We start from the raw sequence: 19032 nt of genomic DNA, 5'->3' as shown, positions 1-19032 counted from the left end.
GGTCAGTGGGAGCGCAGGGCTGCCAGCAGCCCCTTGATCGGGTGGAAGCGCAGCTGCAGCTCGGCAAGCAGCAGCGAGCGCATGTCATGGCGGAATGCGGTGCGCCAGCCGGGCTGGCCATGCACGCGGTCGAAGCGGGTGCCCAGCACTGCCGGGGCGATGGCCAGCAGGCTGTGCTCGCGCGGGCTGAGGGTCTGCTCCATCACGGCGTCGATCTCGGCCAGCCGCGCCAACTCGGGTGAGGCCCGCAGCAACTGGTCACGGAGGCGTCCGCGCAGGCGCCCGGTCGCGGTCTGGATGGCCTGCTGCAGCACCCGGTAGCGCTGCCGCAACGAGGCAAAGGTGGGTGTGGCGGCCGCCTCGGCCAGATCGAGCAGGCGCTCGGCTTCGGCGTCATCACGAATCGACGCCAGCAGGCTGGCATGGGCCTGCTCGCAGTCGGCCAGCAGGTCGTCCATCGCCTCGCCCGCGTCCGCCGCTGCAGGCACGCGTCCGCCCAGTGCCGTCGACAGCGCGACAGCACGGCTCCAGTCCACCCACTGACCGAGGCGATCGGTCAGGACGGGACTGGTGGCCGGCATCGCGCCGTCGCTGAGACGGGCGAGCAGGCGAAGGAAATCCGGTCCACCCAGGACCGTCTGCGCTGCGTTCGCCATCAAGGGGTGAGGGGCCAAAAACCGTTGATTTTACAGCCAGATGAGCCTGGCTGGATGAAGGGCGGGACGGGTGGGCGGGCCCGCAGGCGCCACAAGGCTTAGAATGACCGGCTGCACTCACCACGTTCGACCTCTGGAGCACCCATGACTGTTGCGCAGTTCTACCCGATCGGCACCCCCGGACAGCCCTGGGGCGATCCGGAACGCGCGCAGTGGCGGGCCCGCCAGCAACGCCAGCGCAGCTACCATGACGATGTGGTGGCGGCGCTGGAACGCCTGGACGAGCGTTTCGACGTGATCCAGTACGGGCAGCTCGATTACGCGCCGGACCACTATCCCCTGTTCGCCGTGGTCAACCACGACTGGAACCCGGCACTGCCGACGGCGCTGGTTACCGGCGGCGTGCATGGTTATGAGACCAGCGGCGTACACGGTGCCCTGCAGTTCCTGGAGCAGCAGGCCGAGCGCTACCTGGGGCGTCTGAACCTGATCGTGGCCCCCTGCGTGAGTCCGTGGGGCTATGAGCGCATCCAGCGCTGGAACCCCGCTGCCCTGGACCCGAACCGCAGCTTCCGCGACGGCGGCCTGATCGAGGAAGCCGCCTCGCTGATGCGCTGGGTGGCCGGGCGCAAGGCCGACATCCGGGTGCACCTGGACCTGCACGAAACCACCGACAGCGACCTGCACGAGTTCGACCCGGCCCGTTGCGCCCGTGATGGCAAGCCCTTCGAGCGGGACACCATTCCCGATGGCTTCTACGTGATCGGCAACAGCGAAGACCCGCAACCGGCATTCCAGCAGGCGCTGATCGCCGCCGTGGCGCCGATCACCCATATCGCCCCGGCCGATGCCGAAGGCAACCTGGTCGGCCTGCCGTTGCAGTCACCGGGCGTGGTATGGGGTGAATCGCGCTCGATCGGGGCCTGCGCCGCATTCACCGATGCGCGTTTTGCCACCACCACGGAGGTCTACCCGGACAGTCCGCGTACCCACCCGCAGGAGTGCAACGACGCGCAGGTCGCGGCGGTCTGTGCGGGCCTGGATTTCGCCCTGGCGCACTGATCCCGACCGGGAATGCGACCGATCAGGATGACGCTGCTACGCGGCCATTACTCGGCGAAACTGGCGGTGTCCTTGCCTTGCCGCTTGGCGTGGTAGAGGGCTCGGTCGGCCAGTGCCAGCCAGTCCTCGACACTGCCGTGTCGCGGGCTCGCAGCGACTCCCATGCTGACACTGAAATCGCTCGCCGGTCCTGTCCGGCGTGCGTTCTCGTGCAGGCGTTGCCGGATGCGTGCCGCCATCTGCATGGCGTCTGACGCGGCGCAGTCGCGCAGCAGCACGACGAACTCATCCCCACCGAGCCGGGCAGCCGTATCGGCCGGGCTGGCGAATTCGCGCAGTGTCGTGGCGATATGCCGCAGGACCTGATCGCCGGCGCGATGCCCCTGCGAATCGTTGATGCGCTTGAAGTCATCCACGTCCAGCATCAACAGGCACGCCATGCCGCCGTGGCGCTGCGATTTGTCCAGCGCCTGCTGGGCACGGTGGATCAGGAAGCCCCGGTTGGCCAGCTCCACCAGCGGATCCATCCGGCTCAGCCGCCGCAGCTGCCGGTTCTGTGATTTGACCCGGCGCGCGAGTTGCCAGCTCAGGATGCTGAGGCCGATGCCGTACACGAACAGGAACGGCATGCTCAGCATGATGCTGCGTTGCGAGGTGGTCGGCTGGTAGGGGAAGCCCAGCGCGAACCAGACGAGTCCAAAACCCAGCACCAGCGCCAGCGTCGCCCGCAGCGCCAGCCGCACTCCCCCTGCTGCGATCTTGTCGGCCACCAGCAGGGCGGTGAACAGTGCGCTGGGCACGATGCTGAGGGCGATGAACGCGATCCACGCGCCGCCAAGGAAGGAATCGAGCACCATGCAGCGGAACTGGGTGGCGGCCGGCTCGGGGGAACGCCGGGTGAGGACCAGAGCGATCGTCGGCCATGCCAGCGCGTTGAGCAGCAGCAGCGTCCATGGCCACACACCATCCTGGCGTTCGAGCAGGATGGAGGCCAGGGGGAGGGCCGCCAGGCTGCTGCCGACGAACCGCATCCAACCGATGCGCCGCGCCGCGCCGATACCCTCGACGGCCACCTCGGTCGAATCAGTGAAGTAGGGCATTGCCGATCCCCCCAAGATCGCACGACCAACGGCGCTCCACGGTGGAGCGCGCTCCAGCAGTCTGGCATTGCGACGTCAACGGCCCGTGCATGCTGCGGTCGCCGACGTCAGCGCCGGATGGCAACGCGGGGCCGCGGGCGCCGGGCGCCCGTTTGCTTCGGTCCGGAATCATCGAGGGCAGCGCGGCAGGCGTCTAAACCTTCTCCACCCCTGCCGCATCCAAGGCAGGCGGCAATCTGCCGTTGCCCTCCACTGGAAGCCATCCTGGCGCTGAAGGACTGGCAGCTACGGTTGCCGCCCGCAAGGCGGCGTCGATGCAGGTCGATGACCGCTCCGAGAACACCGGCTCCGATGGCGTGAGTTTCGTGGACTACAGTACCTACAACACGGTCGTCGTGGGAGACATGCGCCGGACGATGGGGGCGGCCGTGATCGACTACGGCAAGCGTCCGTTCGACGCCGTGCTTGGCTGGACATTCTTCGCGGGGCGCATCATCGAGATCGACTACGACCGCAAGCTGCTGCACGTGCACGACCGGTTGCCGGATCTGCACGGATACACCCGCGCGAACGTCCGCTGGATCGACAATACGCCCGCCATCGAAGTGCTTCTGCGTGAGGGTGGCTCGACACTTGCGGCCTGGCTGTTCGTGGACACCGGCAGCAACGGCGCCATCGATCTGGGTCATGCGTACAGCTCGCGCCACCGACTGCAGGAGGTGTTCACCCGCACCATCGGTACCTCGCAGTTCAGCGGCTCGGCGGGCAGGAAGATCCGGGCCGTCGATGCACGGATCGCATCGGTCGATGTGGGCGGGCTGCGACTGGAACAGCCCAAGGTGTCGTTCACCATCGATGAGGATGGATCCAATGCCGACGGCACGCTGGGCAGCGAAACACTGCGCAACTTCAATATCCTGCTGGATACCAGAACCGGGCAGCTCCATCTGCGGCCAAACGGTAACGCGCGCGCGCTGCCGAACTAGCCCTTCAGCGCCCAGCGCTGGACGCAGCAGCGGCAGGCAGCGCAGGAAGGGCTGACCCATCGCGCGTCTGCGCCCGATGGGTCAGCCAGGGCTGCGTTCACCGACGCAGCGCGTCGACGATCACGCCGGTGGCGATTTCAACAAGCAGATACTCGGTGTCGCTCTGGCGGACCCAGCGCTGGCCGCGGCCGGGATCACGCAGCCTGTAGCGTGCGTAGTCATCCACCCAGTAGCGACGATCCACTTCCGCCCACGGCAGATGATCGCCTCGCCGCCATGCCTTCTTCTGCCATCCCGGCGGCGGTGCGTCGCGGTTGTGCGGCCCGCCTGCGTGCGGCGGGGGACCGTTTCCGCGGGCGTGGTGCGGCGGATCCGCCCAGGCCGGTGCGACGGCGAGCAGTGCCACCATCAGAGCAGGTGCGACGTGTCGGGTCCTCATGGCATCCTCCTGTCAGTGGCCGGTCCTGCCGGCCTGGTGAGGTGGACCATAGGCCAACGCCCGTGAACGGAATCATGCTGTCTGTTTCCCTGCCGAGGGGGCGGCGCCTGTTGGCGGCAGCGTCGAATCGAGGATGTCCAGCAGGGCACGCAGACGGTCCATGTGGCGCAGATCCTGGTGATAGCCCACCCAGATGCCCCGCGAAGGGGGCGTCCCGTGTGATTCGATGCGCTGCAGTCCGGCTACCGCGTCACCCAACGCACGGGGCAGCACGGCGATACCGGTACCGTGCAGGCACATCTGCGCCTGGACACTGCGACTGGTACTGGTGAATGCGCGCGGTGAACGCGGAAACCGCTGCAGCAACCATTCCACGTCGGGGAAGTGCGACTGCGCGGTGTTCATCAGGATGAGTCCGACCGAATCGGGGTCGTCCTGCAGCCGGGCGGTGGTCGAGACCGAACCATACAGGCCGTAGGGCAGGGTCATCACGAGGCGCTGGACGATGTCCGGCTCACTGAACGGCACGATGCGGAACGCGACGTCGGCATCGCGGCGCGACAGGTCCAGCAGTCGATAGCTGGCGATCAGTTCCGGAACCACCGCCGGATGCCGGCGTACCAGTTCGGCGAGCACGGGCGTCAGCACGTGGCAGGCAAACCAGTCCGCGCTCGAAATGCGCAGAATGCCTTCCAGCCGGCCCGGGCTGCCTTCCAGGCGGCGCTCCATGGCCAGGGCGGAGTTCTCCATGGCTTCGGCCAGGGCCAGCACCGCATCACCGGCATCGGTCGTGACCAGCCCGTCCCGCGTCCGCCGCAGCAGGGGCTGCCGGGCGTGCTGTTCAAGGGCCTTCAACCGGCGGCCCACCGTGGGATGGCTGACACCAAGGCGCCGCGCCGCCTCACCCAGCGACCCGCCCCGCACGATCGCCAGGAAGACACGGACATCACCCCATTCCATGATCGTGCTCGTTCAAAAATGTACGACGAATGTGCATCAGTGTCAGTCCACATACAAGTTTGAAAGTTCCAGCATAGGCCCCGGTCGCACTGACCGCCTCCCCCTGGAACTGGATCCGCTTGATATGAACACGCTGAAAGACAAGGTCGCGCTGGTCACCGGCGCTTCGAAGGGCATTGGCGCTGCGGTTGCCCGCCGCCTGGCGGCCGACGGCGCCAGCGTCGTCGTCAACTACGCCTCGAGCCGGGAGGGCGCCGAACAGGTCGTTGCCGATATCGAAGCCGCCGGTGGTCGGGCGTTGGCGGTGCGCGCCGACGTGCGTGACGCACGCGAGGTCGATGCACTGGTGGCCACGGCCCTGGGTGCGTTCGGCAGGCTGGATGTGGTGGTGAACAACTCGGGCGTGTACCGGTTCGCGAAGATCGAGGACACCACCGAGGCGCTCTATCGCCACCAGTTCGACATCAATGTGCTGGGCCCGCTGCTGGTCACTGCCGCCACCGTTCCCCATCTGCGGCCCGGTGCAAGCATCATCAACATCAGTTCATTCGTGACCCGCATCCTGCCGGTGGACAGCGCCATCTACACCGGTTCGAAGGGCGCGATGGACGCCATCACCGGCGTGTTGTCCAGGGAGCTTGGTCCGCGCGGCATCCGTGTCAATGCGGTCAATCCCGGCTTGATCGAAACCGAGGGCACGCACGCTGCGGGTGTCGTCGATTCCGGGTTCCAGGCCTGGAATCTGGCGCAGACACCACTGGGCCGGACAGGCCAGGTGCTGGACGTGGCGCCGATCGTTGCGTTTCTCGCCTCGGACGATTCGCGATGGATGAGCGGCGACACCCTGCTTGCCTCTGGCGGCATGCGCTGAGTGGGGGACGTCATGAATCTACCGGCTGACGCTGCGGGCGCTGTATCGCCCGATCCGCGCCGTTGGATGGCATTGGCTGTACTGCTGACAGGCACGCTGCTGCCGCCGCTCGACTTCTTCATCGTCAATGTCGCGTTGCCGGCCATCCGTGTCGATCTGCACGCGCCCCCGGATGTCTCGCAGCTGGTCATCTCGGTCTACGCCACGGCCTACGCGGTGACCCTGATCCTGGGAGGCCGGCTGGGCGACATCTACGGCAGGAAGCGGGTGTTCATCGCAGGCATGCTGGGGTTTGGCCTGGCATCGGCGCTGTGCGGCCTGGCGCCTGCGGCTGAAGTGCTGGTGGCCGGACGTCTGCTGCAGGGGATGTCGGCTGCGCTGATGGCCCCGCAGTCATTGGCATCGATCCACGCAATGTTCCCGGACAGCGAGAAGCGCCGTGCGCTTGGCCTGTATGGCGCCACCTTCGGCCTCGCATCGGTGGGCGGGCAGCTGCTGGGAGGGGTGCTTGTGACAGCCGATCTGTGGGGAACAGGGTGGAGGAGCGTGTTCCTCATCAATCTTCCCATCATCGCAGCCGCGGTGCCGGCTGCATTCGTGCTGCTGCGTGAGTCGCACGCCCGCCAGGGAGCGCGGCTGGACGCTGTCGGAGCGGTGGCACTGGCGGCGTCGTTGCTGGCGCTGGTGGTACCGATCATCGAGGGCCGCCAGCGCCAGTGGCCGTGGTGGTGCGTAGGACTGCTGCTGGCAAGCGGCCCCCTGCTGCTGTTGTTCTGGAGGCATGAGCAGCGATGCGTGGGGCGTGGGCAGATGCCGCTGGTATTGCCATCGCTGCTGCAGATACGCGGGTTGAGGCGCAGTCTGTCAGCGACATTCTTCTTCTACGCGCTGGCTGCGTTCTTTCTCGTCTTCGCGGTGTATCAGCAGTCCGCGCTGGGGCGCAGCAGCGCGTCGGCGGGGTTGGCGATCCTGCCGTTGGGGCTGGGTTTCCTTCTCGGGCCGCTGTGTGGTTCGGCGTTCCGGCGGCTGGCTGCACAGGGTGCATCGCACGGGATGGTGATGGAAGTTGCGGGCCTGCTGGCGGTCGCAACGCTCGCGCTGCTGGACATGCCGTCGTGGCTGCCGCTTCCGCTGTTTCTGATCGGCGCAGGACAGGGCATTGCGCTTCCGGCGCTGGTGAAGCAGAGCGTGGACCATGTGGATGCCCGCCACGCCGGGCTGGCCGCAGGCATCGTGAGTGCGACACTGCAGATCAGTGCGGCGCTGTCGGTGGCATTGGTGGGCGGTGTGTTCTTCGCCGTCGCGCCTGACACGGCAACGCCCGCGGAGGTGCGCACCGCGTTCGTGGTGGCCTCGCTGGTGATCGCGGCATCCTTGGCGATTGCCGCCGGATTCGCTTGGCGACGTGGTTGAGACGGGGTCTTCACGCGACGTCCACGTCTTCCACCTGCAGCTGAAAGCCAATCGGAGAGTGTGCCGAAACGCCGCTATATTCCAGACACCCCAGACGAAGGAGGGAGTGGAATGATTCTTACCAAGCAGCACCTGATGATGGCACGTACGCTCGGTGTGGCGATTGTCGCCACCGTAGGCCTTGGGGCCTGCGCCACCTACAAGGACGATTTCGCAACGATCAACTCGCGGCTCGACCAGCTTGATGTGAAGGTGCAGGGTGCGGCGCAGAGCGCCGAGTCGGCCAATCAGTCGGCGCAGCAGGCCAACCAGCGTCTGGATCAGATCGAAGGCCGCGTCCAGCAGCTTGAACGGGCACCTCGCCGCACCCCGCGCGGCTGACCGCCTGTAGCCTGAACATCGGAGTCAGGGGCCCAGTGGCCGCAGCGGCCACTGGTGTCCTCCCGTAACACAGCTTTCGAGGAATGCTCCCATCCATACCCACTCCTCCCTTGCGCGCCATGCCCATCGCGCTGCTCTGGCAGTGGCGTTGGCGTTCCTGGTGGTCGGTGTCGTCAATGCGGAAGATGCCGTCTCGCCGCCGTCGGCCGCCGTTGATGAACTGCCACCCGGCCAGGATGTCTCCGAAACCGTGATCGAACTGGCGGGCTGGGTCGTGGCTTCCAAGGACAGCCAAGGCTATCCGTTCGCGGTCATGGACAAGGCTGCCGCGCAGATCCTGGTGTTCGGTGGCGACGGCCGGCTGCGCGGCGCGGCCCCTGCATTGTTCGGTTCAGCGACCGGCGACCACACCGCGCCCGGCGTTGCGGGTCTCGCCCTGCGTGCCATTCCGGGACGGGACCGCACCACGCCTGCAGGTCGCTTCGTGGGCGGCTACGGCCCTTCGATCGATGCAGGGCGGGTGCTGTGGGTGGACTACGAGTCCGCAGTCTCCATCCATCCGACCGCGACCGGCGTTCCAGCAGAGAGGCGTGTCGAGCGCCTGGCATCGCCGTCGCCGGACGACAACCGCGTCACGCACGGCTGCATCAACGTCTCGCCGGAGTTCTACGAACGCATCATCCGTTCCACCTTCGAGCGGGGCGGGGTGTTCTACATCCTGCCGGACGTGGACCCGATCGAGCAGACCTTCCCCGAGTTCGCACAGAGCCGCGCGGCTGCGCAGCACAACGGCGGCAAGCGCGCACGATCTGCCCGCAGGTAGACGCTCCACCGCCGGCCCGCTGGGCGGCGCGGTCAGCCTGGCGCGCATCCATCCGGACACTGGCTGCGGCTCTTCCTGTTGCCCGGCAGCGTGCACCCGCTGCCGGAAATCGTTCATGATGGGCCCAGTCACACTCCCGTGGCAGCGCAGGCCGCATGCTGTGATGCGCCGACATCACGCGGCAACAGGCAGGACGGTGGAGCAAGAAGGTGGACCAGCCATGAGCCAACTCACCGACGGTTTCGGACGCAGCTTTCCGTACCTGCGTCTGTCGTTGACCGAAGCCTGCAACTTCCGTTGTGGCTATTGCCTGCCGGAAGGGTACCAGGCCGATGGCCGCCCGCGTTTCCTGCAGGTCGAGGAGATCAGCCGCCTGGTCCGCGCCTTCGCGGCGCTGGGCATGAGCAAGATCCGGCTGACCGGTGGCGAGCCCAGCCTGCGCAAGGATCTTGATGACATCATCGCGGCCGTGGCGGCGGTGCCGGGTATCGGCAAAGTGGCCATCACCACCAACGGCACGCAGTTGCCGCGTCGCCTGCCGGGTTGGCACCGCGCCGGCCTGACTGCGCTGAACGTCAGCGTGGACAGTCTGCGGCGCGAACGTTTTGCCGCGATCACCGGGCATGACCGCCTGCCGGAGATCGAGCAGGGCCTGGCCCTGGCGCAGGCGCTGGGGCTGCCGTCGATCAAGCTCAACGCGGTGCTGCTGCGCGGCCTCAACGACGATGAGCTGCCGCAGTGGATGGCGTACCTGCGCGACCGTCCCTTCAGCGTGCGCTTCATCGAACTGATGCGGACCGGCGACAACGAAGCCTATTTCCAGCAGCATCACCTGCGTGCCGACGGGGTGATCGATCAGTTGCTGGCGGCCGGCTGGCGCGAGCGTGCCCGGGCGGCCGATGCCGGCCCGGCGCGCGAGTTCGGCCATCCGGACCATCGTGGCAGCATCGGCATCATCGCGCCGTACTCGCGCGATTTCTGCAAGGGCTGCAACCGCTTGCGGGTAACAGCCAGGGGAGACCTGCGGCTGTGCCTGTTCGGCGACTTCGGCGTGCCGCTGCGCGCGCTGCTGCAGCACGATGACGACCATGACGCGCTGCTGGCGCGCATCACCACCCAGCTTGGCCTGAAAGCGGCCGGGCATGGCCTGCACCAGGGCCGGACCGGGCTGACCCCGCACCTGGCGTCCATCGGAGGATGAGCAGCACGATGAGTGGGGAACTGAACGCGGCCTTCCATATGGCCGATGTCCGCAACAAGCGCATCAGTCGCCGGCGGGCGGTGGCGGTGGGCGAGCTGCATGCCGGTCCACTGGCGTACCCGTTGATCGTCGAGCGTCGCCTGCCGAAGGGCGATGCGCTGGTCATGGCCGAGATCGCCGGCCTGCAGGGGGCGAAGATGGCGTCGATGCTGATGCCATTGTGCCATCCGCTGCCGCTGGAACTGGTGCAGGTGTTCTGCGCGCCGGTGCCGGAACGGCACGCCATCCGGGTCTGGTGCGAGTGTGCCAGCGAGGCGCGTACCGGTGTGGAGATGGAAGCGCTGGCCGGCGTCAACGCGGCGCTGCTGACCCTGTACGACCTGAGCAAACCGGTGGAACCGGCGCTGCGCATCGAAGGTATCCGTCTGCTGTTCAAGGAAGGTGGCAAGCGCGGCCTGTGGCTGCATCCTGATGGCATGGATGATGCCGAACGCGAGCGCTTCAGACCGCGTGCGCCGAAGGGCCTGCAAGGTGCGGCCTGCGCGGTGATCACGCTGAGCGACCGTGCCAGTGAAGGCACTTATGAGGACGTTTCTGGCCCGACCCTGGTGGCCGGCCTGAACAAGCTGGGCGGCGAGGTGGTGGCTGCCGACGTGCTGCCCGATGGCATCGAACCGTTGGCGGGTCGCCTGCAGGCATTGGCCGCCGACGGCGTGCGCCTGTGCCTGTGCACCGGCGGCACCGGTCTGGGCCCGCGCGACCTCACCCCGGAGGCGCTGCGTTCGTTGAACGCGCGGCCGGTGCATGGCCTGGCGCAGATGGTCCGGGCGCTGAGCGCGCAGCACACGCCGATGGCCTGGCTGAGCCGCGCCGAGGTGGTGCAACTGGGCAGCATGCTGGTGTTCGCGCTGCCCGGCAGCCCGAAGGCGGCAGCGCAGTGCCTGGACATCCTGGCGCCGGTGCTGGGCCACGCCCTGGCGATGGTCGATGGTGGTGACCACGCGTGATTCTCTACAGTGAAGCACTGCAGCATCTGCTGGAGGCGGCCACGCCGCTTCCCGCCGAGCGTCTGCCCCTGCAGGAGGCCGCAGGCCGCACCCTGGCCAGTGACATCCACAGCGCACAGGCATTGCCGCCGTTCGACAATTCGGCAATGGACGGTTTTGCGCTGCGCGCCAACGGGGTGGCGTTCGAGTCGGGTACCGAATTCACGGTGCAGGGCTGGCAGGCGGCGGGTGATGGCGATGCCGAAGGCGGCGAGGGCGCCTGGGAGATCATGACCGGCGCGCGCATGCCGGGCGGCCTGGACACGGTGGTACCGATCGAGAACGTGCAGATCCTCGCCAGCGAAGCGGGCCGTCCGACCCGAATCGCGCTGAAGAGCGTGGTCAGGCCGGGCCAGAACGTACGCCTGCGGGGCGAGGACGTAGCCGAAGGCGAATGCGTGCTGCGGGCGGGACAGAGGGTGGATATCAACGCACGGACCCTGCTGCACGCCCTTGGCGTTGGCGAGGTGGTGGTGATGTCGCGACCGGCGGTGGCGGTGATTGCCACCGGCAAGGAGCTGGTGAGCGAGGCGACGCAGGCGCTGGAGTCCGGGCAGATCCGTGACAGCAACCGCCCCTACCTGGTCGGGCGGCTGCACGCGGCCGGAGCTGAGGTGGTGTGGCAGGGCACCGTCGGGGATGATGTGGCCGCGTTCGATGCAGCGCTGGACCAGGCACTGGCGGCCGGTGCGCGGGTACTGGTCAGTACCGGTGCGGTCTCTGCGGGCCGTTACGACTTCGTGCCCGACGCACTGCGCGCGCGCGGGGCGCGAATCGTGTTCCACAAAGTGGCGATCCGTCCGGGAAAGCCGCTGCTGTTTGCGGTACTGCCCGACGGTGCGCTGTATTTCGGCCTGCCGGGCAACCCGGTGTCGGCGGCAGTGGGGCAGCGGTTCTTTGTCGAGCCTGTACTGCGCCGGCTGCTGGGGCTGGCGCAGGAGCCGGTGCTGCGGCTTCCCCTGCAGGCGATGGTGCGCAAGCCACCCGGCCTGCGCGTCCACGCCCGTGCGCGGGTGGAGCTGGACGAGCAGGGCCAGCTGAGCGCGCGGGTGCTGTCCGGACAGGAATCGTTCCGTCTGATGTCCATGGTGCAGGCCAACGCCTGGGTGGTGCTGGAGGACGAGGGCGATCTGGTTCCGGCCGGCAGCGCGGTGCGCGTACAGGGCTGGGGCCACGCCGACCCGGTGCAGCTGACGGGCAGGGAGTGGGAATGAAACAGGTGACGTTGCAGTTGTTCGGTGCGTTCTCCGATCTGGATGAGCGTCGGGAGATCACGCTGGAGGTGTCGGGTGCGACCGTGGCCGACCTGCGCCAGGCGCTGCGCGAGCTGCTGCCGGTGCGTTGGCCCGGTTTCCGTGCTGGCCTGCTGGACTATTCGGCCTTCGCCGACCAGCAGCGCGTGCTGCGCGATCACGATATGCTGCCGGAGGATGGCCGCGTGGCCATCCTGCCGCCGGTGAGCGGGGGCTGAGCGATGGACGCGAAACCGATTGCGAAGGTGGTGGACCGGGCGCAGGGGGCGATCGACCCGGCAGAAGGGATCGCCGCGGTGTCCGACCCGGGTTTCGGCGGTATCGACGTGTTCATCGGCAAGGTACGTGACGTGAACGTCGGCCGAGTGGTCACGGGCATCACTTACGATCTGTTCGAGCCGCTGGTGCTGAACGAAATCCAGCGCCTGGCGGCCGAGGTGGAGGCGGCGTTCGGGCCGCGCCTGAAGCTGTATGTGGCGCATGCCAGGGGGCGGCTGGGCATCGGCGATGTGGCTGTGGTGGTGGCCGCCGGCAGCCCGCACCGGGACGAAGCATTCCGCGCGTGCCGGCAGCTGATCGAGGCAGTGAAGCACCAGTGCCCGATCTGGAAGCAGGAACACTATGAGGATGGCGACAGCGCCTGGAGCGAGGGCTGCAGCCTGTGCCATGCCGACAGCACGCCCGCACATGGCCATGACCACGAGCACGGCCATTGACGGCATCGTGCTGGCTGGAGGCCTGTCCAGCCGCATGGGCCGCGACAAGGCGCTGCTGCCCTGGCGCGGGCGCACCCTGCTTGAGCACATGCGTGACGTGTTGATCGAGGCCGGTGCGCAGCGGGTGTGGGTGAGCGGTGACTATCCGGCCTTCGATGGCATTCCCGACCAGGTCGCGCGCTGCGGCCCGCTGGGTGGGCTTTACAGCGTGTCCCTGGCCATGCCCGATACCGTTGCGTGGGTGGTGCCGGTGGACATGCCCAGCTTGACCGGCGCCCTGCTGCATCGGCTGCACGGGGTGCCTTCCGCCTGCAGCGTGTTCTCCGGCGAGCCATTGCCGATGTGTCTGCAGATCAATGATCATTGCCGGCGGGCCCTGCGGACCTTGATCGAAGATCCACAGGCGCGGCGTTCGCTGCGTGCCCTGCAGGAGCGGCTGGCGGCGACGGCGTTGCCGCTGCCTGAGAATGAGCGTGCCTTGCTGTTCAACTGCAATACCGGGGCCGACTGGGAGTCCATCGCAACATGAAAGTCCAGCTGCAGCGGCAATCCATGCGCCTGCGTGTCGATGAAGAGGAACTGGCAGCACTGCTGGCCGGTGACTCGCTGGAGAACCTGACCCGGTTTGGTGGCACGGGCGGGTGGGGAACCGCGTTGTCGCTGCATGGGGGCGACCAGGCGGTGCTGCTGGACGGTGGCACGGTCTGCCGGCTGGTGCTGCCGCGCGATGCAGTGCAGGGGCTGGCAGCACGACTGCCGTCGCGTGATGGTCTGGAATTTTCCATCGCGCTGGATGATGAAAGTTCGTTGCAGCTTCAGTTCGACGTGGATGTGCGCGACAGCATGCGCCAGCGCGGCCATCAGCGGCGGGGGCAGCGTCCGCCGCCGTGAGACCGGCCGTGGCACGCCTGCCGTATGATGAAGGCCTTCATCCAGGCATTCCGTGATGTTCTCCACTCCGTCCCCACAGGTTCGCCAGGGCGCGGCGACGCCGAACCCCGCCGCTGCCGATGACGGCGACGCGCTGCACTTCTGCAGTACCTGTGCATTCTCCGATGCCTGCATGTCGCAGGGGTATGACAAGGCCGCGCTGGGCGAACTGCATGTGCTGGTCGACCATGTCGGCCCGTTCCACGCGGGCGACTACATCTTCCGCGCCGGCGAGCCGTTCGATTCGATCGCGGCGGTGCGTGCCGGCATGGTCAAGACGTTTGTCGATGACAGCCAGGGCAACGAGCAGGTGCTCGGTTTCAGTCTGCCCGGTGAGGTGATCGGCCTGAACGCGATCCACGAGGCGCGCTTTCCCTGCAATGCCGTGGCGCTGGATACCGTGTACCTGTGCCGGATCTCATTCCCCAGGCTGAGCCTGCTGGCCACCCGCATGCCGGGCCTGCAGGCGCGGCTGTTCAGCCTGCTCAGTGCGGAGATCGGCAAGGTTGCCCTGCTGGCGGCCAACCATCGCACCGAAGAGCGGATGGCCGCGTTCCTGCTGGACATGTCCGAGCGCTACGCACGCCGCGGGTTCTCCGCCACCCGGTTCAACCTGACGATGGCACGCACCGAGATCGCCAATTACCTGCGGATGGCACCGGAAACCGCCAGCCGCGTGCTGCGCCGGCTGAGCGATGATGGGATCATCGCGGTCAGGCAGCGGGAAATCCTGTTGTTGCAGCCCGAGCGCCTGGCATTGCTGGCATCGGCCGATGAATCCGATCCGAACTGAATCTGGCCGGGAGCCGACGATGACGCGAGCGGGACTGGTAGTGCTGGGGGTGCTGGCGTCGCTGCCGGCGTACGCGGCCGAGCTGACGGTATCGGCGGCGTCGAGCCTGACCGAGAGCTTCCGTGAACTCGGTGCCGCCTATGAGAAGGCCCATCCCGGCGCCCGGGTCGATTTCAACTTCGCCGCCTCCGGCGTGCTGCTGCAGCAGATCAGCCGGGGCGCACCGGTCGATGTGTTTGCTTCGGCCGACGAAGTCACCATGGATCAGGCACAGCGGCAGGGCCTGCTGGCTGCCGGTACCCGCGAGGTGTTTGCGGTGAACGCGCTGTGGGTGGTGGTGCCGCCGCAGACCAGGGGCGGGCCGCGTAGCCTGAAGGATCTCGCGGGTGCCGACGTGCGGCGCCTCGCGCTGGGCAACCCGGACAGCGTGCCGGTCGGCCGCTATGCCAAGGGTGCGCTGGAAGCGGCGGGCCTGTGGCCGTCGGTGCAGGGCAGGATCGTCACCACGCAGAACGTGCGCCAGTCGTTGGATTACGTGGCGCGGGGCGAAGTGGACGCCGGTTTCGTCTACGCCACCGACGCACAGGCCATGGCCGACCGCGTGCGTCGTGCCTTCGCAGTGCCGGTGTCCGGACGCATCGCCTATCCGCTGGCGGTGACCCGGGCCAGCACGCAGCCAGCCGAAGCCAGGCGCTTCGCCACCTTCGTGCGGTCGGCACAAGGCCAGGCGATCCTGGCCAGGCACGGGTTCGGCAAGCCCTGACGGATGGACCTGGACTGGAGCGCGCTGGGGTTGTCGCTGAAGGTCGCCGGCTGGGCCACGGCGATCAATCTGGTGCTGGGCGTTGGATTGGGGGCGTTGCTGGCGCGTCGGCGCTTCCCCGGCCGCGAACTGCTGGATTCGCTGCTGACCCTGCCGATGGTGCTGCCGCCGACGGTGCTCGGTTATTACCTGCTGGTGCTGATAGGGCGCAACGGCCCCATCGGCGCGTGGTTGCAGTCGTGGTTCGGCATCAACCTGATCTTTACCTGGCAGGCGGCGGTGGTCGCCGCGGCAGTGGCTTCGCTGCCGCTGGTGTTCAAGCCGGCACGCGCGGCGTTCGAGGATGTGGACGGGCAGCTGGAGCAGGCCGCGCGCACGCTCGGCGTGTCGGAGGCGGCGGTGTTCTTCCGCATCACGCTGCCGCTGGCTTGGCGCGGCATTCTCGCCGGCCTCCTGCTGGCGTTTGCCCGGGCGATGGGTGAGTTCGGCGCGACGCTGATGGTGGCCGGCAGCATCCCGGGTCGTACGCAGACGCTGTCGATCGCCATCTACGAGGCGGTGCAGGCAGGGCAGGACGGCAGGGCCAATGCGCTCGTGATCCTGACGTCGGTAGTGTGCATCGTCATCCTGCTGCTGGCGGCACGCCTGGTGGGCGGGCATCGCAGGGAGCTGCGCGATGTGGCTTGACCTGAAGGTGCAGCGCCGGATGCAGGCAGCGGGCCAAGTCTTCGAACTGGACGTCACGCTGCAGTGCACGCAGCGCCAGGTGGTGGTGTTCGGCCCGTCCGGGGCAGGCAAAAGCCTGACGCTCAAGGCCGTGGCCGGACTGCTGCGTCCCGGACAGGGCCATGTAACGCTGCAGGGGCAGGTGCTGTTCGATTCCCACGCGCGGGTCGACCTGCCACCGCAGCGGCGTCGCCTGGGGTACGTGTTCCAGGACTACGCGCTGTTTCCCCACCTGAGCGTGCGCCAGAACGTGGCGTTCGGGCTGCAGCGGGGGTGGTTCAATCCACGCCGTGGCCAGCGCTTCGACGTCGTCGAGCAGTGGCTGCAGGCGTTCCGTATCGACCACGTGGGGGATCTTCTGCCGTCGCAGATCTCCGGCGGCCAGCGTCAGCGTACGGCCCTGGCGCGGGTCATGGTGACCCAACCGCAGGCATTGCTGCTGGACGAGCCGTTCGCCGCACTGGACCATGACCTGCGCCAGCACCTGCGCGAGGAGCTGGCGGCGGTGCTGGACAGTACCGGCATTCCGCTGCTGCTGATCAGCCACGATCCTCAGGATGCCGTCGTCTTCGGCCAGCAGGTCGCGCACATGGCGGACGGCCGGGTCGTCGGCGATTGATGCATGCGCTCGTGCCGGGCCACGGCCGGCCGAATCGATGCAGGGTCAGTACAGCTCGCAGTGAATGCGGCCCTCCCCGCGCAGCAGGTCCCAATGCCCCTGGCCGCCAATGGCGTCGATGGCCTCGCGCACCGCGTCTTCCAGGTGGCGCTTGTTGCCGCACAGGTACAGGTGCCCGCCGCGGGACAACACCTGCCTTACTTCGCGGGCGCGCTGCCGCAGCACATGCTGCACATACACCTTTTCGGTTCCGTCACGCGAGAAGGCAGGATGCAGGCCGGCGAGCACGCCGCGCGCATGCCAGTCCTGCAGCTGCTCGCGATACAGGTAATCGTGTTCGCAATGCTTCTCGCCGAACACAAGATGCAGTTCGCGTCCGCAGCCATTGGCCTGCACCTGCTGCACCAGGCCGATCAGCGGCGCGATGCCGGTGCCGGTGCCGATCAGCAGCAGGGGCGCGCTGCCGGTGTCGGCCAGATGGAAGCCAGGATTGGAGCGGCAGTACACGCGGGCGTGGCTGCCCCCCCGCAGCAGGCTGCCGGTGGCGGTACCGGAACGCTCGCGGCCGCGCAGGGTGTAGCGCACTTCGCGTATGCACAGGCTCAGCTGGCCGTTGCCGGGATGCGAGGCGATAGAGTAGGCCCGTGGCAGGCGCGCTGACAGGATGTCGCGCAGCCTGGCCAGCGGCACGCGGTCCGGGCTGGCGTGGTCCTGCAGGATATCCAGCACGTCCAGACCGTGCAGGTAGGCATCCAGCTCGCGCTTCTGGCTGACCTTCAGCAGCGACTTCAACCGCTCGCTGTCGCCCAGCCTGGCCAGCTCGCGCAGCACGCCCCTGCCCAGCAGCCGCAGTTCGCGGTCCTGCAGCATGGCGATGGCCGCATTGTCGCCGTACCAGGTGGCAAGGGCCTGCAGCAGTGCAGGGTCGTGGTCCGGCAGCACGTGCACCGTGTCGCCGGCGCGGTAGACCATGCCACTGCCGGAAATATCCAGCTGCAGGTGCCACGCGGCCGGATCACTGCTGTTGACGCGGTGGCGCTCGACGATGGGCGCGGCGAAGGCATTGTCGTCACCGTAGGCGGTAACCTGCAGATGCAGGTCCTGGCCGGCGGCGGCATCGCCCTCGAGTACCTGGCGGAGCACCGGCTGCCACTGCTGGAAGAACCGTTCATAGCCGAGGTCGGCGTCGACCCGCCGCAGCAGCGGCTGGGCTTGGCGTTCGCTCAGCGCCGCGTCCAGCGCTCGGGTGAAGCCGCAGAATCGAGGGTAGCCGGTGTCGCCCAGGCCGAACACCGCGTAGCGCAGGCCGGGCAGCGACCCGGTCTGGCACACGCTCTGGAAGAAGCGTTCGCCGTTGGCGGGCGGCTCGCCGTCGCCGAACGAACTGGAGATCGCCAGCAGCACATCGCCCTGGCCCAGGCTGGCAACGTCAATGTCGTTGAACGGCAGCACCTGCGGCGCGAGCGCTTGCAGGCCAGGGTCCGCGCCCAGGCGCTGGGCCAGGGCGCGGGCATTGCCCGATTCGGAGGCGAAACCCACCAGCAGGCGGCGAACCGGTGTGGCAGCGATGGTGTTCACGCGGCCTCGTAGAAGTCGTCGAATTTCTCCTTGCTGAACTCGACCTGCTCGAAGTCCTGCATCAGGTCGTTCACCACGCGGCGGATGCTGATGTACGCGGTGATGTTGCCTTCGGCGTCGAACAGCGGCTGCACGGTGGTGTCGACCACATAGAGCACGCCACCCTTGCCCAGGTTCGGCACGATGCCGGTCCAGATGCCGCCGGCCTTGATCGTGTCCCACATGTCCTTGTAGACGGCCTTGGGCACATCCGGATGGCGCACGATGCTGTGCGGCTGGCCGATCAGTTCTTCACGTGCGAAGCCGGTGAGCGTGCAGAACAGATCATTGGCGTAGGTGATGTTGCCCTGCAGGTCAGTGGTGGAGATCACCATGACCTTCTGCAGGGCGTTCAGGAGCTGGCTGTTGTCGGGGGTGTCGTGCATTGCAGGGTCCTTGTGGCTGCCGGAAACGCCGGCATGTTCGGGTCCTGCATAGAGATACCCCCGCGTGCCGGCGGCCGGTTTGACATTGGTCAAGGGGGAGGCAGGGACCGCCTGCGACGGGATGTCGCATATGGCACCCAGCCGACCGCCACCACCCAGGCCACGGGCAGCGCGCGCACGGCATCCAGGTGGATGTCCCGTCCGGGAGGCATCGATGGGCGTGATGAACGCGGCATGCGTACTCAGCTCATGACGCGTTGTCACAAAGAAATCGCCAGGGCTTCACGGCCG

23 protein-coding genes are annotated in these 19032 nt (G+C 67.6%); 17 read left to right on the top strand and 6 right to left on the bottom strand.

Going from position 1 to position 19032, the window contains the following annotated elements; translation table 11 throughout:
* Nucleotides 1-2: 2 nt before the first annotated feature.
* On the bottom strand, nucleotides 3-656 hold the full coding sequence (locus ACZLIF_RS11915) for a DUF3348 family protein (protein WP_128987980.1): 654 nt from the start codon (nucleotides 654-656) through the stop codon (nucleotides 3-5).
* A gap of 144 nt (nucleotides 657-800) precedes the next feature.
* Here ACZLIF_RS11915 and ACZLIF_RS11910 point away from each other — a divergent pair, with 144 nt between their 5' ends.
* Complete coding sequence (locus ACZLIF_RS11910) at nucleotides 801-1718, top strand: M14 family metallopeptidase (protein ID WP_478461981.1); 918 nt, start codon at nucleotides 801-803, stop codon at nucleotides 1716-1718.
* Nucleotides 1719-1765: 47 nt separating this feature from the next.
* Here ACZLIF_RS11910 and ACZLIF_RS11905 read toward each other — a convergent pair whose 3' ends face one another.
* Entirely contained in the window at nucleotides 1766-2818 is a 1053-nt protein-coding gene (locus ACZLIF_RS11905; RefSeq protein WP_128988296.1) for a sensor domain-containing diguanylate cyclase, read from the bottom strand.
* Between the two features lie 242 nt (nucleotides 2819-3060).
* Between ACZLIF_RS11905 and ACZLIF_RS11900 the strand changes: the two genes are divergently transcribed.
* Nucleotides 3061-3804: an aspartyl protease family protein gene (locus tag ACZLIF_RS11900; RefSeq protein ID WP_241685951.1), complete on the top strand. Its 744-nt coding sequence runs from the start codon at nucleotides 3061-3063 to the stop codon at nucleotides 3802-3804.
* 97 nt (nucleotides 3805-3901) lie between these two features.
* Here ACZLIF_RS11900 and ACZLIF_RS11895 read toward each other — a convergent pair whose 3' ends face one another.
* Entirely contained in the window at nucleotides 3902-4243 is a 342-nt protein-coding gene (locus tag ACZLIF_RS11895) for an RcnB family protein (protein ID WP_128988294.1), read from the bottom strand.
* Nucleotides 4244-4315: 72 nt separating this feature from the next.
* A complete protein-coding gene (locus ACZLIF_RS11890) occupies nucleotides 4316-5203 on the bottom strand; it encodes a LysR family transcriptional regulator (protein ID WP_128988292.1) in 888 nt (295 codons plus the stop codon).
* A 124-nt stretch (nucleotides 5204-5327) separates the two neighbouring features.
* On the opposite strand from ACZLIF_RS11890, the gene ACZLIF_RS11885 reads away from it, so the two are divergent.
* The 15 genes from ACZLIF_RS11885 (at nucleotide 5328) to ACZLIF_RS11815 (ending at nucleotide 16738) form a co-directional block, all read left to right on the top strand.
* Nucleotides 5328-6074 (top strand): glucose 1-dehydrogenase, encoded by a 747-nt coding sequence (locus tag ACZLIF_RS11885; protein WP_128988290.1) that lies wholly within the window; start codon nucleotides 5328-5330, stop codon nucleotides 6072-6074.
* A 12-nt stretch (nucleotides 6075-6086) separates the two neighbouring features.
* Complete coding sequence (locus tag ACZLIF_RS11880; RefSeq protein WP_128988288.1) at nucleotides 6087-7487, top strand: MFS transporter; 1401 nt, start codon at nucleotides 6087-6089, stop codon at nucleotides 7485-7487.
* Nucleotides 7488-7598: 111 nt separating this feature from the next.
* Complete coding sequence (locus ACZLIF_RS11875) at nucleotides 7599-7868, top strand: hypothetical protein (RefSeq protein ID WP_053519770.1); 270 nt, start codon at nucleotides 7599-7601, stop codon at nucleotides 7866-7868.
* A 142-nt stretch (nucleotides 7869-8010) separates the two neighbouring features.
* Nucleotides 8011-8691, top strand: a complete 681-nt coding sequence (locus ACZLIF_RS11870; RefSeq protein WP_128988287.1) for a L,D-transpeptidase — start codon at nucleotides 8011-8013, stop codon at nucleotides 8689-8691.
* 220 nt (nucleotides 8692-8911) lie between these two features.
* Nucleotides 8912-9892 (top strand): GTP 3',8-cyclase MoaA, encoded by a 981-nt coding sequence (gene moaA, locus ACZLIF_RS11865; protein ID WP_128988285.1) that lies wholly within the window; start codon nucleotides 8912-8914, stop codon nucleotides 9890-9892.
* An 8-nt stretch (nucleotides 9893-9900) separates the two neighbouring features.
* Nucleotides 9901-10899 (top strand): bifunctional molybdenum cofactor biosynthesis protein MoaC/MoaB, encoded by a 999-nt coding sequence (gene moaCB / locus ACZLIF_RS11860; RefSeq protein ID WP_128988283.1) that lies wholly within the window; start codon nucleotides 9901-9903, stop codon nucleotides 10897-10899.
* Entirely contained in the window at nucleotides 10896-12152 is a 1257-nt protein-coding gene (locus tag ACZLIF_RS11855) for a molybdopterin molybdotransferase MoeA (protein WP_128988281.1), read from the top strand. Before moaCB ends, ACZLIF_RS11855 begins: the two co-directional genes overlap by 4 nt.
* A complete protein-coding gene (locus tag ACZLIF_RS11850; protein ID WP_111186843.1) occupies nucleotides 12149-12409 on the top strand; it encodes a MoaD/ThiS family protein in 261 nt (86 codons plus the stop codon). The genes ACZLIF_RS11855 and ACZLIF_RS11850 overlap by 4 nt, the downstream gene beginning before the upstream one ends.
* Nucleotides 12410-12412: 3 nt before the next feature.
* Nucleotides 12413-12907 carry a molybdenum cofactor biosynthesis protein MoaE gene (locus tag ACZLIF_RS11845; protein ID WP_065176134.1) on the top strand — a complete coding sequence of 165 codons (495 nt, stop codon included), beginning with the start codon at nucleotides 12413-12415 and terminating at the stop codon, nucleotides 12905-12907.
* A complete protein-coding gene (gene mobA, locus ACZLIF_RS11840) occupies nucleotides 12879-13436 on the top strand; it encodes a molybdenum cofactor guanylyltransferase (protein ID WP_478461976.1) in 558 nt (185 codons plus the stop codon). Before ACZLIF_RS11845 ends, mobA begins: the two co-directional genes overlap by 29 nt.
* A complete protein-coding gene (locus ACZLIF_RS11835) occupies nucleotides 13433-13798 on the top strand; it encodes a hypothetical protein (protein WP_065183008.1) in 366 nt (121 codons plus the stop codon). Before mobA ends, ACZLIF_RS11835 begins: the two co-directional genes overlap by 4 nt.
* Before the next feature lie 55 nt (nucleotides 13799-13853).
* Nucleotides 13854-14630, top strand: a complete 777-nt coding sequence (locus tag ACZLIF_RS11830) for a helix-turn-helix domain-containing protein (RefSeq protein ID WP_111186845.1) — start codon at nucleotides 13854-13856, stop codon at nucleotides 14628-14630.
* A gap of 19 nt (nucleotides 14631-14649) precedes the next feature.
* The gene (modA, locus tag ACZLIF_RS11825) at nucleotides 14650-15393 is read left to right on the top strand and encodes a molybdate ABC transporter substrate-binding protein (RefSeq protein WP_128988277.1); all 744 of its coding nucleotides are present in this window, start codon (nucleotides 14650-14652) and stop codon (nucleotides 15391-15393) included.
* Between the two features lie 3 nt (nucleotides 15394-15396).
* Nucleotides 15397-16080 carry a molybdate ABC transporter permease subunit gene (gene modB, locus ACZLIF_RS11820; protein ID WP_065176130.1) on the top strand — a complete coding sequence of 228 codons (684 nt, stop codon included), beginning with the start codon at nucleotides 15397-15399 and terminating at the stop codon, nucleotides 16078-16080.
* Nucleotides 16070-16738: a sulfate/molybdate ABC transporter ATP-binding protein gene (locus ACZLIF_RS11815; protein ID WP_128988275.1), complete on the top strand. Its 669-nt coding sequence runs from the start codon at nucleotides 16070-16072 to the stop codon at nucleotides 16736-16738. The genes modB and ACZLIF_RS11815 overlap by 11 nt, the downstream gene beginning before the upstream one ends.
* A 45-nt stretch (nucleotides 16739-16783) precedes the next feature.
* Here ACZLIF_RS11815 and ACZLIF_RS11810 read toward each other — a convergent pair whose 3' ends face one another.
* Together ACZLIF_RS11810 and ACZLIF_RS11805 are read right to left on the bottom strand one after the other, a co-directional pair.
* Nucleotides 16784-18316: a flavodoxin domain-containing protein gene (locus tag ACZLIF_RS11810; RefSeq protein ID WP_128988273.1), complete on the bottom strand. Its 1533-nt coding sequence runs from the start codon at nucleotides 18314-18316 to the stop codon at nucleotides 16784-16786.
* On the bottom strand, nucleotides 18313-18741 hold the full coding sequence (locus ACZLIF_RS11805; protein ID WP_065176127.1) for a PAS domain-containing protein: 429 nt from the start codon (nucleotides 18739-18741) through the stop codon (nucleotides 18313-18315). Before ACZLIF_RS11805 ends, ACZLIF_RS11810 begins: the two co-directional genes overlap by 4 nt.
* Between the last annotated feature and the right edge of the window lie 291 nt (nucleotides 18742-19032).

This window comes from Stenotrophomonas sp. 2201_Sma (assembly GCF_056486685.1).
This window is presented reverse-complemented; position numbering and strand designations above follow the sequence as displayed.